Below are 508 nucleotides of genomic sequence, written 5' to 3' on the forward strand. Positions count from 1 at the left end.
CATTAAGCGCTCACGCTAATGCTTCTATGAACAATAGAGCTATTGATAGCTCACTTTCAAAGCTAAACTCAGGTTTTAGAATTAATAGTGCTGCTGATGATGCTTCAGGTATGGCAATTGCAGATAGCTTAAGAAGTCAAGCTAGTTCACTTGGTAAAGCTATTATGAATGCTAATGATGCTATTGGTATTATTCAAACAGCTGATAAGGCTATGGATGAGCAAATTAAAATACTTGAAACTATTAAGAACAAAGCTATTCAATCAGCTCAAGATGGTCAAACAACTGAGACAAGAAAGGCGCTTCAAGCTGATATTTCTAGACTTATGGAAGAGCTTGATAATATTGGTAATACTACATCATTCAACGGTCAAAAGCTACTATCTGGAACGTTTTCAAATAAGGAGTTTCAAATTGGTGCGTATTCAAATGAGACTGTTAAGGCTAGTATTGGGGCGACTACAAGTGATAAGATTGGTTTGACTAGGTTTGAGACTGGGCATAATGT

The 508-nt window shown here is 36.4% G+C and carries 1 protein-coding gene; it reads left to right on the top strand.

The window, feature by feature from the left end; all coding sequences use genetic code 11:
* On the top strand, positions 1 to 508 hold a 508-nt coding region (locus tag AC1B00_RS09725; RefSeq protein ID WP_442862411.1), incomplete at both ends, for a flagellin N-terminal helical domain-containing protein.

Source organism: Campylobacter sp. DY7 (genome assembly GCF_057802535.1).